The 237-nt window shown below is 68.4% G+C and carries 1 protein-coding gene; it reads left to right on the top strand.

The window, feature by feature from the left end; all coding sequences use genetic code 11:
- Window positions 1–237, top strand: a 237-nt coding sequence (locus tag ACZ3I3_RS04135) for a tetratricopeptide repeat protein (RefSeq protein WP_467362723.1), incomplete at both ends; no start/stop codon positions are given.

The following is a 237-nucleotide window of genomic DNA, read 5'->3' on the forward strand; positions in this document are numbered from 1 at the left end:
ACCTCGCCACCTCACTCAACAACCTCGCCAACCACCTGGCTGGGACCGGAGACCGCCAAGGCGCCCTCGAACCCGCCCACGAAGCCGTACACATCCGACGCCAACTCGCCCACACCAACCCCGCCGCCTACCTCCCCAACCTCGCCGGATCACTCAACAACCTCGCCGCCCACCTGGCCGACACCGGAGACCGCCAAGCCGCCCTCGAACCCGCCCACGAAGCCGTACGCCACTACA

The organism is Streptomyces sp. NPDC016851 (assembly GCF_055562795.1).